Genomic DNA, 16,762 nt, shown 5'->3' on the forward strand with positions numbered 1-16,762 from the left:
GAATACAAAACGAATATCTTAGATCGGCACACGAAATGTAGCGAGCCAGCGCGTTACCCATTCGCTTGAGGCTGGGTTCCCATCGAATGATGGCAAAAAGGTTCGAATGAGCAAGCTCTCTTCCTGCCCCTGTCGCGTTAGGAAGATTATCTCTTCATCAATGTATACGCGCTGCGCGGCGACACCCGACCTGCCACGAGGGCCAAGCGTTGTTCTCATTCGTAGATAAAACACATTTCCCACCTTTTGCGCAGACCCTATTTCAAAACTCGCGGGAGCAAATAATTGAACGCGCAAAGCTCGCTGCATTAACATGTCCATCATCATGAGAGCAGCAAGATCCCCCCGCGCATAGGACGAAAGCATTTCGAGAAGATCTTGTGACTCCCGCCCCCTTTCTCGGTTCAGCTCGTTCTGCAGCGCACCAAGGACCTGCTCGGTCTGGGTTCTCTGTTGAGCGACATCATCTTGAACTGAGTCGTCTGATAATGCGCCAGCGATGGCTTGAGCTCTTTCTTGTAGGATCGATTCAGAGATTGGCATCACATACACTACCGGTCGCAGCACCAGTCTATTGAGCCCAATCATCATTCGCATTGCATTGGATGGCATGTCCAACTCTACCACCTCTGCATCAGGGCCAGACCACAAAATACCATGTTCCTGTTGCATGTTGCTTCGAAGATTGTCAGGCATCTCCTCTAGTAGGCGATCAAACCACGGGCCCAACGAACGGGATCCGAGTTGCGCTTCGCTAGCCCGCGTCGAGCGCCATTGAGGATCCGACGCAGGCGGACTCACAAAGAAAATACCATTTAGAAATCCTGTATATCGTTCTCTCGGCAAAGAACTCAGCTCGGACTTCCGAAGAAATATGCTTCTTATGTCAAAAAAACTACGATCATCCCCAATGCGACGCTCTATCGACGCAAGCCGGAGTTGAAGATCTTGTATTAGTTGATTTAGGTTTGCCTCCCGCGATCTGTGTTCCATCCGCAATTGTTCGCTTGCGGCTATCACGTCCAGCTGCGCCTTGCGCTGCAATTGCTCAATATTACTCTCGTGCTGGCGCCGCTCGGTCTCAGCCCTTATATTGACGACATCGAGCTTTTGCCCGAACCACCAAGTGGCCGCACCACCAGACGCCCCGGCAACGGATATGAGGGCCGTCCCCAGCACGGCGGCCGGACTTCTGTCGAGGACGACTTTGAGCTTCGTCCACATGCTTGCCACCGCCTCGTCTCCCAATGGAGATGCGATGGAGCATAGCGGCCCTACTCGTGCCTGTCACTAAACGTTCCATTTATTCAATAATCGACCCGATGGTTCTTCCCTGTCGGGACTGGCAAACATCTGCACCGCCTCGCATCAGCAGTCCCCTTCTGCGCGGCGTTCAGCTTGCGGTGTCGGTAAGGGGACCGCGGAGAGCAGTTACGGCACATGGAGGTAGTCGCAAAATCCGCTTTTTTCGACGGTGCTGGCGGCGCGAATGCCAGGCGGCCGTCCCCGTCACGCAACGCGCCGTGCTGGATCACCTCGCAACCCAGCGCGGCCAGGCTGGCGGCCATGCGCGGAGAGTTCACCAGGGCGCAGGCGGTGGTCGCCGGCGAGGGCAAGCCCGCGCTAGTGGCGCTGGTGGTGCCGGCGCAGGGGATGGAGGCGAAGGTCTCGGACGCCATCGCACGAGTGAACGGCAAGCTGGCGTCCATCGAGCGCATCCGGAAGACGGCGACCGTGCCGCCCTTCACCGTGGAGAACGGCATGCTGACGCCGACGATGAAGGTGAAGCGGCGCGTGGTGCTGGAGACGCACAAGGCGGAGATCGAGGGGCTGCACGGGCGCGGGTGACGCCCGGCAGCCCCCGTTGCCGTCTCAGGCGCGGAAGCCGATATGGCTGACGAAGGCGCGCAGCACGTTGCGCCAGAGCTGGAAGGCGTGGCGGAAATTCGCTTCGCTGACGCCGCCTTCCAGCGTCATGAAATAGGTCAGCCGCGGCTGGCCCGAATTGTTCAGCGTCGCCTCGCCGAGCGTGCGGCTGCGGTTGAACTCGTTCAGCGCCTCCAGCGTCGGCGGCTTGCCCATGCGGAAGGTGACCGCATACTGGATGGACTGGCAGTTCGCGTTCTCGCGGCAGCCCAGGAAGTAGATCACGAAATTGATGCCCTCCGCGGCCGAGCGGATCATCGGATCGCCACGCGGATTGCGGCTGACGGCGGCCTGGAATCCCTGCGCCTGCAGGATCTGCGCGATCCGTTCGGGGTCGGAAGCGTCGAGTAGCGCCGCATCCTGGGCCTGCGCACCCCACGCATGCAGCGCGCCGGCAAGCGCCAGTGCCGCGCCCAGGCGCCGGCGCGCCGTGCGCCCGCGGAACATCGTTTCGTTGATCATGCCTCCCCCTTTCCGATGGCGCGGCGAGGGTCGCCGGATCGCGGCGAGGGGGACAGTAAGAACTTGGCGAGCGCGCCGGATCAGCGGTCCTTCTGGCCCGGCGCCCAGCTTCCGCGATCCGTGGGGCGCAGGGCGGAGAACAGTTCCGTGACATGCAGGTAGTCGCGATACCCGCAGCGCGCGACGGTGCCGGCGGCGAGCATGTCGAAGCGGCCGTCCTTCACGACGGACTCGGCGAGGTGCACGCCGACGACCTGGCCCATCACGAAGACGCCGCCGGTGTCGCGGCCTTCCACGTCGCGCAGCGCGCCGTGCTGGATCACCTTGCATTCCAAGGACGCCGGGCTCGCCGCCACGCGCGGTGCCTTCACCAGCCGGCAGGGCGCGGTCTCCAGCCCGGCGAAGGCGAATTCGTCCTCGCCCTCCGCCAGCGTCTCGGAGGAGGCGTTCATCGCGTCGAACAGGTCGCGCGTGGCCAGGTTGAAGACGAATTCGCCGGTGGCGATGGCGTTGGCGGCGGTGTGCTTCACGCCGTCGCTGCCGAACACCAGGATCGGCGGGACGGTCTGGATCATGTTGGTGAAGCTGTAGGGCGCGAGATTCGGCCGGCCCTGCGCATCCAGCGTGGACAGCCAGCCGATCGGGCGCGGCGCGACGATGGCCTTGACCGGGTCATGCGGCAGCCCCGCCTCGCGGTGCTGCCCGGCGACGTAGAACATCACGACTCTCCTGTGCGGCTGCGCTACCAGCTTTCGGTGCCGGGCGCGCCCTTGAACGGTCCCTCGACATCGGCGGTGATCCAGCCGCCATAGAAGCGCGAGGGCTGCGGCACCACGCGCTCCTCATCCACGAAGCAGGCATCCACCTTGCCGGGATAGAGCGCGACATGGCCGGCGATGGCGGCGAAGGCGGGCGTCGGGGACGGGTAGGACCACGCCGCGCGGGACGCCGTGACGCCGCCGGCGGAAAGATCAAAATACTCCGCCTCGCCCTTCCATTCGCACACGCTCTGCCCGGCCGCGTTCCGCAGCGTGCCGGGGGCGAAGGCCTCGCGTGGGATGTACCAGCTCGGCGGGTGGAAGGTTTCGAGCACGCGCCAGCACTCCGTGCTGTCCACGATGGTGACGCCGCCGAGCACCACCCGCACGCGCCGCGTGCTGCGTTCCAGCCGCGGCGGGCGCGGGTAGTCGGCGACGCGCTCGCGCATCACATGCCGAGCGCGCGGCGGTAGAGATCCAGCAGCGTCTCCTGCTCCTCCACCTCGGCCGGTTCCTTCTTGCGGAGGGAGATGATCTGGCGGATCACCTTCACGTCGAAGCCGGCGGATTTCGCCTCCGCGTAGATGTCCTTGATGTCGCCGGCGAGCGCCTTGCGCTCCTCCTCCAGCCGCTCGATGCGCTCCACGATGGAGCGCAGGCGGTCGGCGGCGATCCCGCCGACGTCGCTTTCTGGGTCGGCCTTCTGGCGATTGCGGCTCGCCTTGGCGTCCTGCACGTCGGTGTCGCTCATCGAAGGCTCCGGGCTGCGATATGCGGCGCGCGACGCTGTGTAGAGACACGCCGCTCTGCTTGGATTTCGGGGGGGCGGCCGATATAGCCCGGGGGTGATGGTCGGCGCAAACAGGCCTGGGCGACTACCGGCAGGCCCTGGTGGGGACGTGCACCCTGCCCGGGGCAGGTCGCGGCAGCCGCGACAGATCGACGAACCAGAGTTCCACCCGGCGGTTCTGGACATCCGTCGAACCGGGCGGCGTCTGCACCAGAAGCCGCCGATCGCCGAATGGCTGGACGACCACGTGGTCTGGCGGAATGCCGAGCGCCGCGAGACGGGCGCGGACCAGCGCACCGCGGCGAAGGCTCAAGGCGCACTGGTCCGACACGTTGTCCTGGGCATGCGCATCGACGAGCACGCCTATCTCGATGCCGGGTCTGAGCGGGCCGGACATGAGCCGCCGTTCGGTATCGGTCGGGGCGCGGCGGTCGAGGTAGTAGCGCGCAGCCTCCGCGAGCCGCGCCTCACCGCGCGGACCGATCTCGTCCGAGCCGTCGTCGAAGAAGACGAGCCAGGTCCGCGAGAAGGCGCCCGCGTCAAGCGGCAGCAGGGCAAGCCAGATCGCAACGATAACGGCGCGGGCGAGCATCAATGGCCGGGGTTCGCGGCGGCGAACTTGGCCTTCTGCTCGGCGCTGGCCTCCTTCTGGAACTTCGCCTGCCATTCCTTGTAGGGCATGCCGTAGACGATCTCCCGCGCGTCGGGGTCGGCGATGGTCAGGCCCTGCTCGGCCGCGGCCTCGCGGTACCAGCGGCTGAGGCAGTTGCGGCAGAAGCCGGCGAGGTTCATCAGGTCGATGTTCTGCACGTCGGTGCGCTCGCGCAGATGCTGCACCAGGCGGCGGAAGGCGGCGGCTTCCAGCTCGGTCTGGGTCTGCTGGTCCATCTCGGGTGCGGGCATGGGGTGGTCCTCCTGGACCGTAGATGGCGCGACGCGGGCGGCTGCGCCAGAGTGCCGGCATGGCCTGGACCGATGCCGCCGCCCGCGGCGCCCTGAAGACCCTGTTCGACGCGGCCCTTTCGGCCGCCGATCCGCTGACCTGCCTGCCGCCGCACCTGCCGGCGCCGCCAAAGGATGGGCGCGTCGTGGTGGTGGGCTGCGGCAAGGCGGCGGCGAAGATGGCGGCCGCGGTGGAGGCGGCCTGGGCCGGGGTGCCGCTGACGGGCGTGGTCGTCACCACGCATGGTGCGGACCTGCCGGAGCCGCCCGCGCACCGGCGCATCGCCCTGCGCTTCGCGAGCCATCCGGTGCCCGACGCGCACGGCGCGGCGGCGGCGGCGGAGATGCTGCGCGCGGTGCAGGGGCTGACGGCGCGCGACCTGGTGCTGTTCCTGGTCTCGGGCGGCGGCTCCGCGCTCTCCACCCTGCCGGCGCCGGGGCTGACGCTGGAGGATCTGGTCGCGGTGAACCGGGAGCTGCTGCGCTCCGGCGCGCCGATCGGCGAGATGAACTGCATCCGCAAGCATCTTTCCGCCTTCTCCGGCGGGCGGCTGGCGGCGGCGGCGCATCCGGCGCGGGTGGTGACGCTGGCGATCAGCGACGTGCCCGGCGACGACCCCGCGGTGATCGCGAGCGGCCCGACCGTGGCGGACCCCACCACCTTCGAACAGGCGCGCGCGCTGGTGGCGCATTACGGCATGGCGCTGCCCGAAGCCGTGACGGCCCATCTCGCCGCCGCGCGGGAGGAGACGCCGAAGCCCGGCGATCCGCGGCTCGCGGGCGCGGAGCTGCGCATGATCGCGACGCCGCTGATGGCGCTGGAGGCGATGGCGGCGAAGGCGCGCGAGATCGGCCTGGCGCCGATCATCCTCGGCGATGCGCTGGAAGGCGAGGCGAAGGTGCTCGGCACGGTGCTGGCCGGCATCGCCCGCAGCGCCGCCGCGCATGGCCATCCCCTGCCCGCCCCTTGCGTGATCCTCTCGGGCGGCGAGACGACCGTCACGCTGCCGCCCGGCGCCTCAGGGCGTGGCGGGCGCAGCACGGAATGCCTGCTTGGCCTGGCGCTGGCGCTGGAGGGCGCGGCGGGGATCTGGGCGCTCTGCGCGGACACCGACGGCATCGACGGCAAGTCCGACGCTGCCGGCGCGATCTGCGCGCCGGACACGCTGGCGCGCGCGCGGCAAGCCGGGCTCGATCCGCGCGAGCGTCTGGCCGCGCATGACAGCTACGGCGTGTTCGACGCGCTCGGCGACCTGCTGCGCACCGGGCCGACGCTGACCAATGTCAACGACGTGCGGGCCGTGATCGTCGCCTGATCTGCCTGCCGGCCGCGATCGTCACGCCGCTGGCAGCGCGCGAAGCCGCGGATCGTGTCGCGACGGTGAGCACCTCGCGGCAGCGGGTCGATGCGCCGCAGATGAGCCGGCAAAGCCGATGCTGCTGGCCCCTTCACCTGGTCGGGCCTGCCGCGCGGCGGCTCCGCCGCCTGACTCACCAGGCGGGCAAGGGCGCGCATGGTGATGTGACAGATTATATTACAAAGAAGGTGACAATCCCGGATCGAGCCGGCACGATGGTGCGTCAGGTCCGGTGAATCCGCATGCCAGCGGAGGCCGCGCCGACAAGGGAGACTGGAATGCTGAAACGTGCCTTGATCGTCCTCGGGCTGGTCGTCGCCCTCGCCGGCCATGCCCAGGCCAGCCTGCTCGGCGTGCAGGTGAACGGAAACCTCAACTTCGGCGGCCAGAACTTCGCCGATCCAGCGAACGGCTTCGTGCCCTCAGGCTATGGCAACAGTGGCGGCCTGCCGGTCACCATCGCCGATCCGCTCGTCGAGTTCGGCGTGGCCAGCACCAGTGACGGGTTCTTCGTGGATTTCACGGCGACGCAGATGACCTTCACCTTCGCCTCGGGTATCGCCGGGTCCTTCGCGAACCTGCAGATCGTGCTGACCGCGCTCACCGCCGGGGCGTTCGAGGAACTGACGCTGGTCTCGTCGAATGTGCCGGGGCTGGCGGCCTCGCTGGCCGGCGATGTCATCACGCTGTCCATCGCGTCGGCGACCACCGCGGTGACCACCTACAGCGCCACCTACACGCTCGCCGCCCCGGATACGCAGGTGCCGGCGCCGCCCGCACTCGCGCTTTTTGCCGTGGGCTTGGCTGGCCTCGTCGCGACACGCCGGCGGGCGTGACTCACTGAAGGCGAAGGACGCCGGAGTCACCCGCCGTTCTGCTGCACGACTTGTGCCAGGGTCGCGCCCATGCGTGGCGCGGTCGCAGGGATCGCGACCGCGCGCGGCATGGGACCGCGGGTTCGACATGCTCCGCGACCTGCCGCGCGCCCTGGCTCAGGCCACCAGCGCCAGGTCGGCGGCGCTGAGCGAGGGCGCGCCTTCCAGTTGCGCCAGCAGCACCGGGGCCTTCGCGCCAGTGCCGTCGGCATCCCAGGTCAGCAGGCCCGATACCGTGTCGTAGACGAGCTGCGCGACCTTGCCGACCGGCGCATCCTCGGCGAAGCGGGCGGGATCGAGCGCGCCGGCGACGCCGAGCGCACCGAAGGCGAGCAGCGAGAGCTCGATGCGGTCCTCGCCCGGCGTGAAGTCGTGGATCGTGTCCATCCCGTCCTTGTTGCTGAGGAAGCGGAAGGCGTCCGCGCCGGTGCCGCCGGTGAGCTCGTCCGCGCCACGGCCGCCGATCAGCGTGTCGTTGCCGTCGCCGCCCGCCAGCGAATCCTCGCCGCCCAAACCGGTCAGGCGATTGTTGCCCGCATTGCCCGTCAGGTGGGAGGCGGTGGCGGAGCCTGTGCCGTCGATGTCGTCGGTGCCGACCAGCACAAGCGCCTCGATGAACGGGAACAGCGTGTAGGAGGCGGCGGATTCCACCGTGTCCTGGCCGCTGAAGGGCAGCTCGATCGCCTTCGCGCCCGAGGTGCCGACGCGATAGAGGTCGTCGCCCGTGCTGCCGGAGAGCAGGTCGTCCGGCCCGAAGGGCTGGCCGGTGACGTCGATCACGTCGTCGCCGAGGCCGGCGCCGATCAGATAGAGGTCGTCGGCCGAGAGGCTGATGCCGGCGCTGTCGAAGGCCTTGAGCTGGCCGTTGGTCAGCCCGGTCACGCGCGTGGTGGAATCCACCGCGTCCACGCCCGCCGCGCCGAGCTGCGCGATCTCCGCCTGCGTCAGCAGCGTCAGGCGCAGGCCATGCGCGGTCGCGGTGACGGTGTCGGAGGGATCGAGCGTCACGCCGCCGAGCGCGAGCAGCGCATCGACCGGCAGGCGCAGCTCGCCATCGGTGGAATCCAGCACATCCACCAGCCGCGCGCCGAGCGACTTCAGGCCGGCGGTGCCCAGCGCCGCGATGGCGTCGCTGCCGTCGCGCAGCGTGACCTGGTCGCCCGCGGTGAGCTTCACCTTCAGCTTGGCCAGCGCGAGATACTGCGCGACGTCGAGCACGAGCGCGTCGTCCGTCGCGTCGAGGAAGTCCACGCCGCGCGCCGCGAGCGCGGCAAGCTGCGCGGTGGTGAGCGCGGCGAGCTCCGCGCCGGTTGCGGCGACGGTCACCCGGTCCGCGGGATCGAGGATCAGCGCGCCGAGGCCGAGCGCCTGCTCGAGCGTCAGGGTGACGTCCTTCTCGACGGAATCCACCACATGCGTGCCGCCGAGCTCGAGCAGGTTGAAGTCGGTCGGCGTCATCGTGCCGAGCTGCGGGGCGGTGAACAGCGCGGTGCTGACGGTGATGTCGAGCGTGAGCGGAAAGCTCGCCCAGCCGTAGTTGTGCCCGTCCGGCGTCTGCTCGGTAATGGTGACCTTGTAGGTGCCGGACTTGGCGAAGGTGTAGGCGGTGGTGGTCTGCCATTCGCCGTCGATGTTGGCGATGCCCTTGAGCGTGCCGACCGCCTTGTTCGTCGCCGTGTCGGTGATGGTGACCAGCGCGACGTCGAGGGCGTGGATCTTGTTGGTGGGGCCGGAGATCCAGCTCACGCCGATCGGGTTCTTGCCGCTCCAGGCAAAGGCGAGCGTCTGCGCGCCGGTCAGGCTCAGCGTGATGGACTTCCAGTTCGTCTGGCCGGCCAGCGCGGTGAAGCTGGTGCCGGAGAGCGTGCCGGCGACCGGCGCGTAGATCAGGTCGTTGTGGTTGATCGGGTCGGGGTTGTGCGGGATGCTGTCGAGGTAGTCCTGCGACGTGTCGCGGATGAGGTCGCCGGGCGGTATGGCGTCCTTCTCGCCGCCGAGCAGCACGGCGGTGAAGGTCTGGTAGGGGCCGGGGACGTTGGGGAAGACCGCGGTGCCGAGGCCGTCGATGGCGGTCTCGGTGAAGCTGCCGGAGGCGTCGGTCTTGGCGTAGAGGTGGAAGGTCTTGTCGCCGACCACCAGCTCATAGACCACCGTGGTGTTCGCCGCGCTCGGGAACTGGTTGAAGGTGAGCGTGCCCGTGGTGGTCTTGGTGAACTCCGTGGTCGCGGTCGGCGTGGTGACCAGCGCGAATTTCTGGCCGGCCGGCTTGGTGTCGTCGAAGGTGATGCGCCAGTTCTGCCAGTAGCCGCCGCCCTTCTGGTCGGCGCCGGTGGGGATCGAGAGGTACTGGAAGGTCCCGTCACCGAGATAGAGGCCGAGCTTGACCGCGACATTGGCGATGTCGACGACCATGCCGCCATTGGCCAGCGCGACGCTGATGTTGAGGTTCTGGTTGATCATCGACACCGCGGCGTAGTCGTCGCCATTCGGCGCCAGGTAGTTGGCGATCTTGTTGCCCGCGAAGAAGGCGGTGCTGGTGCCGGGCACGTGCCCCATCGCCTCCTCCCGCCCATAGGCCCAGAGGTCGATGGTGGCGTAGTTGCGGCCCGCGGCATGGTCGTACACCGGCAGCAGCACGGATTGCGTGAACTTGCTGGTCAGCGCATCGGAATAGGCGCCGCCATAGACGCCGGCATTGTCGAAGAAGACCTTCGCATAGGGGTCGTAGTGCTGGAAGCCGAGCGCGGTGTTGCTGCGCGCGCCGTCGAAGGCGTAGGTCGGATCCCAGTTGTAGCTCTTGTTCAGGTTGACGGCGAAGTCCGCCAGCTTGGTGGCGCTGTCGAGCGCGGTGGGGATGGAATGCCCGACTCCGCCGTAGTAGCCGCCGGAGAAGCCGGTGAAGATCTGCGTGAAGATCTTGCCCCACTGGTTGTTCTCGCCGGTGTTCATCTCGCCGTTCGGCGAGGTGCCGTCGATGTTGAAGGGGTTCTTCAGCGCGGCGTCGCTGAACACGTAGGCCTTGGCGGTGGCGGTGCCGAGGCCGGGCGAATAGAGGTTGTCGCGCAGCCCTTCGGGGCTGATGACGATGTAGCCCTTCACCTGGCTCGACGCTTCCGGCGAGAGCAGGAAGTAGGTGCCGGCATCGCCATAGACGCCGGAGGTCTTCAGCTCGGTCTTGGTCAGCGTGTACGCGAAATAGCCGGGATTGTGGTAGGTCGCGACGTTGCCGCGCTTGTCGGCGGCGCCGTTGAAGTAGCCGGAGACCTCGATGTCGGTCATCGCGAGCACGGCATCGATGTATTGCTGCCACTGCGCCGACTTGAACGCTTCGTAGTCGGTGCCGCCCTGCGCGGACTGGGCCGGCGTGAAGACGATCATGTCGGTGGACTTGCCGTCGTGCCATTCGGCCGCGGTGCTGCCGGCGGGATAGGGCGCGACGGGGTTCACGCCCTTCGTGGGATCGGCGGGATCGCTCGCCTTCTGCCCGGCCGCGGCGATCAGCGCATCGAGCGCCGTCGCATCCACCAGGGAGGAATAGCCGCGCGCGTTGGTGCCGCCCGTCCCCGTGACGCTGACGCCGAGCTGGCGCGAGAAGCTGTCGATGGCGGAGAGGTTGCCGGCATCGTTGGGCGAGTTGCCGAGCGTGACTTCGAAGGTGTCGTAGCCGAAGTGGTACTGCAGCGCGTTGCCGGGATTTATCATCGACTGGCTGGTGAGCGTCGTCTCCAGGTCCACATGCGTGGCGGTGATCGGCTCGCTCTGGACGATCAGATAGATCTTGCCGGCGGTGACCTGCTTGGTGCCGTCGCTGGAATCCGGCGTGAGCTGGACGGTGAAGTCGTGCGTGCCGAGGGTGGCGTTGGCGGTGCCGCCGACCAGCGCGCCGTCGTTGACGAGCTGCGTCCAATGCGATCCGCCGCTCTTCGGCTGGTCGTACCAGAGATAGGCGTAGATGCCGTTGCCATCGCCGGGCTGCGCGGCGCTGTGCTTCTGCGTCAGTTCGTCGATGAAGGCCTGCGTCAGGTGCAGCGAAAGATCGACCGGGGTAGCCATGCGCGCATCTCCGAGCCACCCGGAGCTTTCGCCCGGGGACAGTGTCCGGCAGCGCGCGCAGTGGCTCGGCTTCTTGCATCGCGACCGGAATTCCGGCGCGATGCCACCAATTTGATATGCCTTGAGCGAACGCGGCCGCAGGGTGTCGTCACCGCGCCGGTCGCGTCAATAGCGCATCAACATTTCTCTCGCTGATTGAGAGACCGCTTATGCAGGAGGCAGGCGGCAGCCGGGGCGTTGCGGCGCCGCGAGCGCGCCCGGCGCCGCCGACCCTTCCCAAGACAGAAGGGAGGGACGGCGGGCCGCGCGCGCATCACGCCTCAGCGCAGCACGATCTCCACGCGACGGTTCTGCGGCTCGCGCACGCCGTCGGCGGTGGGCACCAGCGGGCGGCTCTCGCCGAAGGCCTGGATGACCATCGCCGAGCGCGGCACGCCCTGGCGCTCGAGTTCCGCCGCCACGGCCTGGGCGCGACGCTCGGACAGGCGCTGGTTGTACTGCGGCGTGCCGGAGCGGTCGGCATGGCCGGCCACCTCGATCCGCGTGGTCTGCACGCGGGTGGAGTTCATCGCGGCTTCCTGGATGATCTGGCGCGCACGCTCGTTCAGGTCGGCGCGATCCCAGTCGAAGAACACCAGGTAGGTGCGGGCCGGGGCCGGGGCAGGCGCGACCGGAGCGGCGACCGGCGGCGGCGGCGGGGCGGCGCCGAAGGTGTAGCGCAGGCCGACCAGGATGCTCCAGTTGCTGTTGTCCACCTCGACCGCGCCGCGCTGCGTGGTCGTGGTGCCCGCGGCGTTGGTGAAGGTGGCGTCCACGTCGTCCGACAGCGTGGCGAAGTAGCGGCCTTCCGCCGTGAAGGCGAGGCCGGGGACGGAGGCGACCGGGAAGGCCGCGCCGACGATGGCCTGCCAGGCGAAGTTGCCGTTGTCGCCGTCGATCTGCACGCTGCGCCCCGTGCTCGGCGAGTTGATGCGGACGTTGTCCCAGTTCTGCACGGCGTAGCCGATGCCGCCGCCGATGTAGGGCACGATGCCGACGCCGCCCAGATTCCAGCCGAGGTCGAAATCGTAGAACAGGTTCGCCATCGCGCCATAGGTCTGCACGTCGCCGCTCTGCGTGCGCGGGGCGGCGATTCCGGCGAAGCCGTTGATGCCGTTGATGCTGTTGTCGCGGTAGTTGCCCTCGATCTCGGCGCGGAGGCCGTTGCCGAAGGCATAGCCGACGCTCAGCACGCCGACCCAGCCGGTGTCGAAATCGGCATTGCCGGTCTGGCCGACACCGGCCGCGCCGAGCGCGTTGCGGAAGGCGCCCTGGCTGTTGAGGTCGCTGTCGCCCAGCCAGTTCACGCCCGCGCCGCCGGCAATGTAGATGCCCGAGCCGGCGCCACCGAAGGTCGGCAACAGGCCCTGGGCGCCAGCCACGCCAGGCAGGATGAGCAGCGTCGTGGCAAGCAGTGACGTCCTGAATCGCATCGTCGAAATCTCCTTGGTCCCTGCCGCCAGATTGCGGCGGGCCGGTTGCGCCCGCGCGACCAACGCGGTTGCCGCGCGCCGGCAGCATCGGCGGGGCCAATTCGCCCCCGCTGTGACCGGACGGCCACACACAGGCGCGCTACACGGATTCAAACAGGCGCGATTAGCGCGCGGCGGGGTGCCTTAGCGATGATAAGCTGCGCACGGCGTGCTGGCGCGGCTGGCTTTGAAACGCTAACTTAGCGCCATGCGCGACCCCCGATTGGAGGCGCTGCTCGCCCAGCGCGGCGCCGTCACCCGCATCGCCACCGCCCTCGGCATCTCCACCGCCGCGGTGAGCCAGTGGAAACGCGTGCCCGACGACCGGGTGGCGGAGGTGGCGCGCGCGCTCGGCGTCCCGCCCGAGACCGTGCGGCCGGACCTGCCGCCGGAATTGCCGAAACGCGAAGGAGCCTCCCTGCGCATGGCGCAACGCATGCCGCTGCGCCGGCGGCGCCGCACCAAGATCATCGCGACGCTCGGCCCCGCCTCCTCCTCGGCCGAAGTGATCGAGCGCCTGTTCCGTGCCGGCGCCGACGTGTTCCGGCTGAACTTCTCGCACGGCTCGCACGCCGACCATGCCGAGCGCATCGCCATCATCCGCGCGCTGGAACGGCGGGTGGAGCGGCCGATCGGGATCCTTGCGGATGTGCAGGGGCCGAAGCTGCGCGTGGGGAAGTTCCAGGCGGGGCGGGTGCAGCTTCAGGCCGGGCAGACCTTCCGGCTGGATCTCTCGCCGACGCCGGGCGACGTACGGCGCGTGCAGTTGCCGCATCCCGAGATCATCCAGGCGGCGGGCATCGGCACGACGCTGCTGCTCGACGACGGCAAGCTGCGACTGCGCGTGACGCGCCGGCGCGAGGACCATCTGGAGACGGAGGTCGTCACCGGTGGCCCGCTGTCCGACCGCAAGGGCGTGAACGTGCCGGATGTGGTGCTGCCGATCCCCGCGCTGACCGAGAAGGACCGCACCGACCTCGCCTTCGTGCTGGACCAGGGCATCGAATATGTCGGGCTGAGCTTCGTGCAGCGGCCGGAGGACGTGGCGGAGGCGAAGGCGATCGCCGATGGCCGCGCCTGGATCATGGTGAAGCTCGAGAAGCCGCAGGCAATCGACAATCTCGACGAGATCGTGCGGCTGGCCGATTGCGTGATGGTGGCGCGCGGCGACCTCGGCGTGGAATGCCCGCCGGAGGAGGTGCCGCTGATCCAGAAGCGCATCGTCCGCACCGCGCGGGCGGCCGGCAAGCCGGTGGTGGTGGCGACGCAGATGCTGGAGAGCATGATCGCGGCGCCGGCGCCGACGCGCGCGGAAGCCTCCGATGTCGCGACGGCGGTGTTCGACGGTGCGGATGCGGTGATGCTCTCGGCCGAGACCGCGGCGGGGCAGTATCCGTACGAGGCGGTGAACATGATGGACCGCATCGTGGCGCGGGTGGAGCAGGATCCGGGCTGGCGTTCCATCACCGACGCGGACCGGCCGGCGCCGCAGCGCGATTCGGCCGGCGCCATCGCCGCCGCCGCGCGCCAGGTGGCGCACACGATCGAGGCGGAGGCGATCGCGACCTTCACCTCCACCGGCAGCACGACGCTGCGCGTGGCGCGGGAGAGGCCGGATTGCCCGATCCTGGGCCTGACAGCGAGCGAGCAGACCTGCCGGCGGATGGCGGTGATCTGGGGCGTGCATCCGGTGATGGCGCCGGAGTTGCATTCGATGACCGACATGGTGGCGAAGGCGGTGCGCGCCGCGGCGCAGGAAGGCTTCGCCAAGCATGGCGACGAGGTGGTGGTGACCGCGGGCGTGCCCTTCGGCACGGCGGGCACGACGAATGCGCTGCGCGTCGCGATCGTGAAGTGATGCCGCCCGCGGCGGGTTGACGCGGGGCCGCGCCGCGCCTTCCTTGCGGCGGCCCTGGAGTTCCCGCCGATGCGCCCTGCCCTGCTCGCCCTGACGGCCCTGCTCTTCGCCAGCCCGGCGCTGGCCCAGCGCGACGGGCTCTACAACGTGACGGGCGTGAACCTGGACGGCACCGACTACACGGGCGTCGCGCAGATCCGCAGCGTCGGCATCAATTCCTTCAACATCCTCTGGCGCATCGGCAACCAGATCGTGGAGGGCGTGGGCATGGCCTCCGGCCGCACGGTCACCGTCGCCTATGGCATGGCGCAGCGGCCGGGGATGGGCATCTACACGCTCAACCCGGACGGTTCGATGGAAGGCGAGTGGACGATCATCGGTGCGCCGAGCATCGGGCGGGAACGGCTGGTGCCGCGGGCGGAAGCGCCGGCGCAGCCGGCCGCGCCTGCTGCGCCCGCACCCGCTACGCCCGCGCCGGGCGCGGCCGCGCCTGCGACCCCGCCGGCGCCGCGGCCCTGAGACGCGAAAGGCCCGCGCCTGGCGGCGCGGGCCCTGTCGCTTGCGCCCGGTGACGGCGGGTCAGGCCGTCGCGCGGCGGCGGCGGATGGCGCCGAGGCCGAGCAGCGCGGTGCCGAGGATCGCGAGGGTGCCGGGCTCCGGCGTCTCGATGATGATCGGCCTGTCGTTGAAGGCGACGTTGTCGAACTCGAAGGCGAATTGCGTGCTGGTCGCCACGACCTTGCGGAATTCGACGTTGGAATTGATGTTCACGTAGCGCGTGCCCTGCGGGCCCTGGTCCCCGTTCGGGAGGGCAGCGACATCGGCGCCGGTGATCTGGCCGATCAGCGTGTCAGTGCTGTCGTAGAAGCTGAGCGTGTTGTAGCCGTCCACCGAGCCCCAGAGCAGGCCGATATACTTGGCGTCGAAGGGCAGCGTCAGCGAGATCGCGGCATTGGCCAGCGAGCCGGTGGAGCCGGACGTCAGGTAGGGCGTGGCGTTCGCCCCGTCAGCCTGGTCGGTGCCGCCCGGACCGAAGCCGAGGCCGTTGCCGCCGGAGAGGTTCGGCGCAGCGTACACGCCGGACACCGAGCCCTGCACCACCGCCGCATCGGGCTGGATCTGGACGGAAATGCCCGTGCCCGTCACCTGCGGAGAGAGCGTTCCGAGGATCAGATTGTCGAAGTTCTCCTTCGTCACGCCGGTCGGCGCGCCGCCGACGCTGCTGACGATGGTGAAAGGCGAGGCGCTCGCGATCGCGGGCGCAAGGGCCGCGAAGACAATGCCTGCCTGCAGGAAACGTCCGAGCTTCATCTTCGCCCCCATCTGCACACCGCATACCCTCACACGGTGAGACAATGGATTAACGCATCCGGAACGAAGAGTCAAATCGTAATTTTTTGGATGAACAACGACCGACGGATGTAGAACCGGACGCAACACTGTCTCGAAACGTGTGGCAATCCGGTTCCTTCCACCCTTGGTCGCTCAGGCCGCTTCCTGACGCCGCCGCACCATCCCAAGCCCCACCAGCCCCATGCCGAGCAGCGCCAGCGTGCCGGGCTCCGGCACGCCGAGCGCCGGCGGCGGGGCGATGTTGAAGGCGACATTGTCGAATTCGAAGGCCCAGCCATTGCTGGTCGCCACCACCCGGTCGAAGGCTGCGGTCGAGGTGACGTTCACGTAGCGCGTGCCGCCCGGCCCCTGGTCGCCGTTCGGCAGCGGCGCGACCTGGCCGCCGGTGATGCTGCCGACCAATGTTGCGCCGTCGTAGAAGCTCAGCGTGTTGTAGGAATCGACCGACCCCCAGAGCAGGCCGAAGTATTTCACCTCGAAGGGCAGGATCAGCGTCATCGCCGAGGCGGCGCCGCCGGTCAGGGAACCCGTGGTGAGATAGGGCGAGGCATTCGCGCCATTGGCCTGATCGCCGCCGCCGGCGCCGAAGCCGGCGCCATTGCCGCCGGAGAGAGACGGCGGCGCGTAGCGGCCACTCTGGAATCCCTGCACCACGCCGGCCGTGCCGGCATACTGCACCTGGATGCCGCTGGGCGTCAGGGGCTGGGCGGCGCTGGCGCCGCCGACGGTCAGGGTGTCGAAATTCTCCAGCACCACCCCGGTCGGCGCGCCGCCGACGCTGCTGGTCCAGGTGAGGGAGGAGGCCTCGGCGCCGGCGGCGCTGAGCAGAAAAGCGGCGGCGCCGGCGCAGAGCAGGCTGCGGAAGGACATGGGAGG

At 68.5% G+C, this 16,762-nt stretch carries 16 protein-coding genes; 5 read left to right on the forward strand and 11 right to left on the reverse strand.

From position 1 onward, the window contains the following. Positions 1-18: 18 nt before the first annotated feature. The gene (locus tag E4T13_RS07770; protein ID WP_137177608.1) at positions 19-1,224 is read right to left on the reverse strand and encodes a hypothetical protein; all 1,206 of its coding nucleotides are present in this window, start codon (positions 1,222-1,224) and stop codon (positions 19-21) included. A 342-nt stretch (positions 1,225-1,566) separates the two neighbouring features. Between E4T13_RS07770 and E4T13_RS07775 the strand changes: the two genes are divergently transcribed. Then, positions 1,567-1,848, forward strand: a complete 282-nt coding sequence (locus tag E4T13_RS07775) for a long-chain fatty acid--CoA ligase (protein ID WP_137177609.1) — start codon at positions 1,567-1,569, stop codon at positions 1,846-1,848. A gap of 24 nt (positions 1,849-1,872) precedes the next feature. Here E4T13_RS07775 and E4T13_RS07780 read toward each other — a convergent pair whose 3' ends face one another. The 6 genes from E4T13_RS07780 to E4T13_RS07805 all read right to left on the reverse strand — a co-directional run bounded on the left by E4T13_RS07780 (position 1,873) and on the right by E4T13_RS07805 (position 4,839). Beyond that, positions 1,873-2,388 carry a YbjN domain-containing protein gene (locus E4T13_RS07780; protein ID WP_137177610.1) on the reverse strand — a complete coding sequence of 172 codons (516 nt, stop codon included), beginning with the start codon at positions 2,386-2,388 and terminating at the stop codon, positions 1,873-1,875. 80 nt (positions 2,389-2,468) lie between these two features. Continuing rightward, positions 2,469-3,107, reverse strand: a complete 639-nt coding sequence (locus E4T13_RS07785; protein ID WP_137177611.1) for a flavin reductase family protein — start codon at positions 3,105-3,107, stop codon at positions 2,469-2,471. A 23-nt stretch (positions 3,108-3,130) separates the two neighbouring features. Continuing rightward, the gene (locus E4T13_RS07790; protein ID WP_137177612.1) at positions 3,131-3,595 is read right to left on the reverse strand and encodes a DUF427 domain-containing protein; all 465 of its coding nucleotides are present in this window, start codon (positions 3,593-3,595) and stop codon (positions 3,131-3,133) included. After that, positions 3,595-3,897: a DUF2312 domain-containing protein gene (locus tag E4T13_RS07795; RefSeq protein WP_170984856.1), complete on the reverse strand. Its 303-nt coding sequence runs from the start codon at positions 3,895-3,897 to the stop codon at positions 3,595-3,597. Before E4T13_RS07795 ends, E4T13_RS07790 begins: the two co-directional genes overlap by 1 nt. Positions 3,898-4,021: 124 nt before the next feature. Next, positions 4,022-4,528, reverse strand: coding sequence for a hypothetical protein (locus tag E4T13_RS07800; RefSeq protein WP_137177613.1), 507 nt, complete (start codon positions 4,526-4,528; stop codon positions 4,022-4,024). Further along, positions 4,528-4,839, reverse strand: a complete 312-nt coding sequence (locus tag E4T13_RS07805; protein ID WP_137177614.1) for a DUF1244 domain-containing protein — start codon at positions 4,837-4,839, stop codon at positions 4,528-4,530. The genes E4T13_RS07800 and E4T13_RS07805 overlap by 1 nt, the downstream gene beginning before the upstream one ends. A 59-nt stretch (positions 4,840-4,898) precedes the next feature. Here E4T13_RS07805 and E4T13_RS07810 point away from each other — a divergent pair, with 59 nt between their 5' ends. Both E4T13_RS07810 and E4T13_RS07815 read left to right on the forward strand, forming a co-directional pair. Beyond that, positions 4,899-6,194: a glycerate kinase gene (locus tag E4T13_RS07810; protein ID WP_137177751.1), complete on the forward strand. Its 1,296-nt coding sequence runs from the start codon at positions 4,899-4,901 to the stop codon at positions 6,192-6,194. Positions 6,195-6,514: 320 nt separating this feature from the next. Next, positions 6,515-7,072 (forward strand): hypothetical protein, encoded by a 558-nt coding sequence (locus E4T13_RS07815; protein WP_137177615.1) that lies wholly within the window; start codon positions 6,515-6,517, stop codon positions 7,070-7,072. Between the two features lie 156 nt (positions 7,073-7,228). On the opposite strand, the gene E4T13_RS07820 is transcribed toward E4T13_RS07815, so the two are convergent. Further along, positions 7,229-11,164 carry a calcium-binding protein gene (locus E4T13_RS07820; RefSeq protein WP_137177616.1) on the reverse strand — a complete coding sequence of 1,312 codons (3,936 nt, stop codon included), beginning with the start codon at positions 11,162-11,164 and terminating at the stop codon, positions 7,229-7,231. 320 nt (positions 11,165-11,484) lie between these two features. Further along, positions 11,485-12,636 carry an OmpA family protein gene (locus tag E4T13_RS07825; protein WP_137177617.1) on the reverse strand — a complete coding sequence of 384 codons (1,152 nt, stop codon included), beginning with the start codon at positions 12,634-12,636 and terminating at the stop codon, positions 11,485-11,487. A gap of 463 nt (positions 12,637-13,099) precedes the next feature. Here E4T13_RS07825 and pyk point away from each other — a divergent pair, with 463 nt between their 5' ends. Then, the gene (gene pyk, locus E4T13_RS07830) at positions 13,100-14,533 is read left to right on the forward strand and encodes a pyruvate kinase (RefSeq protein WP_137177752.1); all 1,434 of its coding nucleotides are present in this window, start codon (positions 13,100-13,102) and stop codon (positions 14,531-14,533) included. A gap of 69 nt (positions 14,534-14,602) precedes the next feature. Next, positions 14,603-15,052 carry a hypothetical protein gene (locus E4T13_RS30175; RefSeq protein ID WP_206030094.1) on the forward strand — a complete coding sequence of 150 codons (450 nt, stop codon included), beginning with the start codon at positions 14,603-14,605 and terminating at the stop codon, positions 15,050-15,052. A gap of 60 nt (positions 15,053-15,112) precedes the next feature. Here E4T13_RS30175 and E4T13_RS07840 read toward each other — a convergent pair whose 3' ends face one another. Both E4T13_RS07840 and E4T13_RS30870 read right to left on the reverse strand, forming a co-directional pair. After that, positions 15,113-15,844: a PEP-CTERM sorting domain-containing protein gene (locus tag E4T13_RS07840; protein ID WP_170984857.1), complete on the reverse strand. Its 732-nt coding sequence runs from the start codon at positions 15,842-15,844 to the stop codon at positions 15,113-15,115. A 174-nt stretch (positions 15,845-16,018) separates the two neighbouring features. Beyond that, a complete protein-coding gene (locus E4T13_RS30870) occupies positions 16,019-16,756 on the reverse strand; it encodes a PEP-CTERM sorting domain-containing protein (protein ID WP_137177619.1) in 738 nt (245 codons plus the stop codon). Positions 16,757-16,762 lie beyond the last annotated feature (6 nt).

Origin of the sequence: Roseomonas sp. AR75, assembly GCF_005222815.1 — a bacterium.
Lineage (GTDB): Bacteria > Pseudomonadota > Alphaproteobacteria > Acetobacterales > Acetobacteraceae > Falsiroseomonas.

Coding starts and splice junctions, on each gene's coding strand:
- E4T13_RS07775 (WP_137177609.1), top strand. CDS start 1,567: ATGCGCGGAGAGTTCACCAGGGCGCAGGCGGTGGTCGCCGGCGAGGGC.
- E4T13_RS30175 (WP_206030094.1), top strand. CDS start 14,603: ATGCGCCCTGCCCTGCTCGCCCTGACGGCCCTGCTCTTCGCCAGCCCG.
- E4T13_RS30870 (WP_137177619.1), bottom strand. CDS start 16,756: ATGTCCTTCCGCAGCCTGCTCTGCGCCGGCGCCGCCGCTTTTCTGCTC.
- E4T13_RS07840 (WP_170984857.1), bottom strand. CDS start 15,844: ATGAAGCTCGGACGTTTCCTGCAGGCAGGCATTGTCTTCGCGGCCCTT.
- E4T13_RS07785 (WP_137177611.1), bottom strand. CDS start 3,107: ATGTTCTACGTCGCCGGGCAGCACCGCGAGGCGGGGCTGCCGCATGAC.
- E4T13_RS07815 (WP_137177615.1), top strand. CDS start 6,515: ATGCTGAAACGTGCCTTGATCGTCCTCGGGCTGGTCGTCGCCCTCGCC.
- E4T13_RS07770 (WP_137177608.1), bottom strand. CDS start 1,224: ATGTGGACGAAGCTCAAAGTCGTCCTCGACAGAAGTCCGGCCGCCGTG.
- pyk (WP_137177752.1), top strand. CDS start 13,100: ATGGCGCAACGCATGCCGCTGCGCCGGCGGCGCCGCACCAAGATCATC.
- E4T13_RS07825 (WP_137177617.1), bottom strand. CDS start 12,636: ATGCGATTCAGGACGTCACTGCTTGCCACGACGCTGCTCATCCTGCCT.
- E4T13_RS07810 (WP_137177751.1), top strand. CDS start 4,899: ATGGCCTGGACCGATGCCGCCGCCCGCGGCGCCCTGAAGACCCTGTTC.
- E4T13_RS07800 (WP_137177613.1), bottom strand. CDS start 4,528: ATGCTCGCCCGCGCCGTTATCGTTGCGATCTGGCTTGCCCTGCTGCCG.
- E4T13_RS07820 (WP_137177616.1), bottom strand. CDS start 11,164: ATGGCTACCCCGGTCGATCTTTCGCTGCACCTGACGCAGGCCTTCATC.
- E4T13_RS07780 (WP_137177610.1), bottom strand. CDS start 2,388: ATGATCAACGAAACGATGTTCCGCGGGCGCACGGCGCGCCGGCGCCTG.
- E4T13_RS07790 (WP_137177612.1), bottom strand. CDS start 3,595: ATGCGCGAGCGCGTCGCCGACTACCCGCGCCCGCCGCGGCTGGAACGC.
- E4T13_RS07805 (WP_137177614.1), bottom strand. CDS start 4,839: ATGCCCGCACCCGAGATGGACCAGCAGACCCAGACCGAGCTGGAAGCC.
- E4T13_RS07795 (WP_170984856.1), bottom strand. CDS start 3,897: ATGAGCGACACCGACGTGCAGGACGCCAAGGCGAGCCGCAATCGCCAG.